Here is a 3,526-nt window from a genome sequence, read left to right on the forward strand (position 1 = left end):
GCTGCTCGCCGAGCGTTCGGGTAGGTTGCTTGAGCACACCAGCAATGATGTGCCTAGAGGAATGACTGTCCGCGACAGAACCCGGCTTACCGTCCGAGCTGTATGTCCCCATACCGCGGCAGGTTTTAAAAACCTACCGCATTTTTATAGAAATAAAAAGGCCGTCTGAAACCTGAATCTTGGTTTCAGACGACCTTTTTTTAAACCGCTGTTTATGGACGGTATTCCGGTTTCATGCCGTTGGGCAGAAGCTGCCATACATAGCCGGTGGTTTTCATTTTGCCGGCCACTTCGCCTGCTTCGTCGCCATATCCCCAGAAATAATCCACACGGACCGCGCCTTTAATCGCGCTGCCGGTATCTTGCGCCATAATCAGGCGGTTGAGGGCTTTTTTAGTGGTCGGGTGGGCAGTGGCGACAAATAATGGTGCGCCAAGCGTGATGTAGTGACGGTCGATGGCACCGGCGTATTCGCCCATCAATGGCGTACCCAATGCGCCCACTGGGCCGGAATCACTGCTGCCGGTCAGCTCGCGGAAAAAGACGTAGCTTGGGTTTTGTCCCAAAACTTCAGCAAGGCGGCCGGGGTTTTGCTTCATATAGGCCTTGATGCCCTGCATGCTGGTCTGACCCAACGGCAGATAGCCTTTGTCCGCCATATAGCGGCCGATGGAAACATACGGATGTTCGTTTTTATCGGCAAATCCGACGCGGATGTATTTGCCGGACGGCGTTTTCAGACGGCCTGAACCTTGAATGTGCATAAAGAAAAGTTCGACCGGATCATCTGCGTAACCCAAAATCGGCGCTTTGCCGTTAAGCGCGCCGCCATTGATTTGGCTGCGGGTGTAGTAAGGAACGAAACGGCTGCCTTCAAAACGGCCTTTCAGCGCAGTGCTGCGTGCTGTAATCGGGAATCTGGACAAATCGGCCGTGTATGTGCCGCTATTGTCGATGACGCCGCTGTTTTGACCGGTTTGGCGGATGCGGACGGTGGCTTTGCTGCCTCTCAAGTTTGCAGCCAGCGGAACAGAAACAAAATCGTTCGGAATGCCGTAAATAGGGAAACGGGATTGGCTTGTGGGCTTGTCGTCGCCGTGCAGGACCGGTTCGTAATAGCCGGTAATGGTGCCGGCAGGATTACCGCCGTTATCGACGCGCCATGCGGTGAAATAGCGTTCAAAGAAGTGTTTGGCTTGGAAATGGTGCGCCGGCGTTTGCATGGCTTGGATACAAACGTCCTGCCAGCCTTGGCGGTTTTTGAGTTTTTCACAGCCTAAGCGGAAAGATTGCAGGCTTTTGGCAAAGTGTTGGGTGCTCCAGTGCGGCAGTTCGTTGTAGGAAACAACGGTGTAGTTTGCTCCTCCTCCGCTCACAGTCGTACCGATGGGATCAGGCGTACCGGTGGGGCGGTCAGGGCCTTTGATAACGCTGGTGTCGGTTTCGGGAAGGTTTTTAATGCTTTTGCTCGGACAGGCGGCAAGAATGGCTGCGGCAATGCTGACGAGCGTAATGCGGTACAGATGTTTTTTCATGGAATCAATAGCGTGTCGAAAGGCCGTCTGAAAGCTATTTTTCAGACGGCCTATGTTGGAAAGTGCTAATTTTAACACAAAAAAGCCATTTATCGGCGCGGTGGCAATTGGACGACAACCGTATCGGCCAGCATATCGTAGAGCGTGCGGCGGTCGCGTTTGACCATAAAGAGCAGGACAAAGTTGGCAAGAAATGCCAGCAGGTTGATGGCGCTTTCTCCGTTTTCACCTGCTATAAGACCGATAATGGCGGCAATAATGGCAACCAAAACCGACCATGCGATTTCGCGTACCAAAACCGTACCGACAAAACCGGGATTACGTCCGTCAGTTTTCAACACCCTGATTTTCATAATTTTCTTACCTAATGACTGCCCATCCCTGCTCATATAGTAGATTTGGACGACGCTATAAACCAAAATGGCGACCAACCCGATCCAAAACGATGCCATACCTGCCAACAGTCCGAATATTTCCTCACTGTCGCCGATTCTGCCTTCATGCTTGACGGCGAAGATAATCAGTCCGACAAACGGCACCAACAAAACTAAAAAGGTAAACAATTGGTTCAACAGGGCCGCAAGTATCCTGTCTCCGGCACCGGCAACCGTTACCTCGATTTCCTGAATGTCAGACCTGCCGACACCGGCCGCACCGATATAGTTATTTCTTTCTTCCATGTTTCTTCCTGATAATTGTTCTTAACTGACCCCGATTCTACCGTCCTTACACCAAAAACGCCAATATTTAAAGAAATCCCGATAAAGAACTTTACATTTTCTTAAGACGGCGTTAAAACACTTCCTTTACGCAATACATAATTTTGTTAACGATTTTCCTCAAGGAGCAACACATGAAAGTAGGTTTCGTCGGCTGGCGCGGTATGGTCGGCTCTGTTTTGATGCAGCGTATGAAAGAAGAAAACGACTTCATCCACATTCCCGAAGCGTTTTTCTTTACCACTTCCAACGTCGGCGGCGCTGCCCCTGATTTCGGCCAGGCAGCCAAAACATTGTTGGATGCCAACGATGTTGCCGAATTGGCAAAAATGGACATCATCGTTACCTGTCAGGGTGGCGACTACACCAAATCCGTCTTCCAACCCCTGCGCGACAGCGGCTGGAACGGCTACTGGGTTGACGCGGCTTCTTCCCTGCGCATGAAAGACGATGCGATTATCGTCCTCGACCCTGTCAACCGCAACGTCATTGACAACGGCCTCAAAAACGGCGTGAAAAACTACATCGGCGGCAACTGTACCGTTTCCCTGATGCTGATGGCTTTGGGCGGTTTGTTCCAAAATGATTTGGTCGAATGGGCAACCAGCATGACCTATCAAGCCGCTTCCGGCGCGGGTGCGAAAAACATGCGCGAACTCATCAGCGGCATGGGGGCGATTCACGCCAAAGTGGCGGGCGAGCTTGCCGATCCTTCCAGCGCGATTCTCGACATCGACCGCAAAGTGTCCGATTTCCTGCGCAGCGAAGACTATCCTAAAGCCAACTTCGGCGTACCGCTCGCCGGCAGCCTGATTCCGTGGATTGACGTAGATTTGGGCAACGGCCAGTCCAAAGAAGAATGGAAGGGCGGCGTGGAAACCAACAAAATCCTCGGCCGCAGCGACAATCCGACCGTAATCGACGGCTTGTGCGTACGCATCGGCTCTATGCGCTGCCACAGCCAAGCCCTCACCCTGAAGCTGAAAAAAGACCTGCCTGTTTCTGAAATCGAAGCCATCTTGGCAGGTGCAAACGATTGGGTGAAAGTCATCCCTAACGAAAAAGAAGCCAGCATCCACGAGCTGACTCCTGCCAAAGTTACCGGTACGCTGTCTGTTCCTGTTGGCCGTATCCGTAAACTGGAGATGGGCGGCGAATACATCAGCGCGTTCACTGTCGGCGACCAACTCTTGTGGGGCGCTGCCGAGCCGTTGCGCCGCGTATTGCGCATTATCTTGGGCAGCCTGTAATTTAGGTTGGCATGAAAAAAGC

The 3,526-nt window shown here is 52.2% G+C and carries 3 protein-coding genes; 1 reads left to right on the plus strand and 2 read right to left on the minus strand.

Features of this window, described 5'->3' with window-relative positions; translation table 11 throughout:
• Positions 1–212: 212 nt before the first annotated feature.
• Both mltA and ACTHUT_RS15725 read right to left on the minus strand, forming a co-directional pair.
• Positions 213–1,535: a murein transglycosylase A gene (gene mltA / locus ACTHUT_RS15720; protein WP_070631519.1), complete on the minus strand. Its 1,323-nt coding sequence runs from the start codon at positions 1,533–1,535 to the stop codon at positions 213–215.
• Between the two features lie 89 nt (positions 1,536–1,624).
• The gene (locus tag ACTHUT_RS15725; RefSeq protein ID WP_440419008.1) at positions 1,625–2,215 is read right to left on the minus strand and encodes an RDD family protein; all 591 of its coding nucleotides are present in this window, start codon (positions 2,213–2,215) and stop codon (positions 1,625–1,627) included.
• Positions 2,216–2,388: 173 nt separating this feature from the next.
• Here ACTHUT_RS15725 and asd point away from each other — a divergent pair, with 173 nt between their 5' ends.
• Positions 2,389–3,504, plus strand: coding sequence for an aspartate-semialdehyde dehydrogenase (gene asd, locus ACTHUT_RS15730; protein WP_440419009.1), 1,116 nt, complete (start codon positions 2,389–2,391; stop codon positions 3,502–3,504).
• The last annotated feature ends 22 nt before the right edge of the window (positions 3,505–3,526 follow it).

It is taken from the genome of Neisseria sp. P0022.S010 (genome assembly GCF_051956635.1).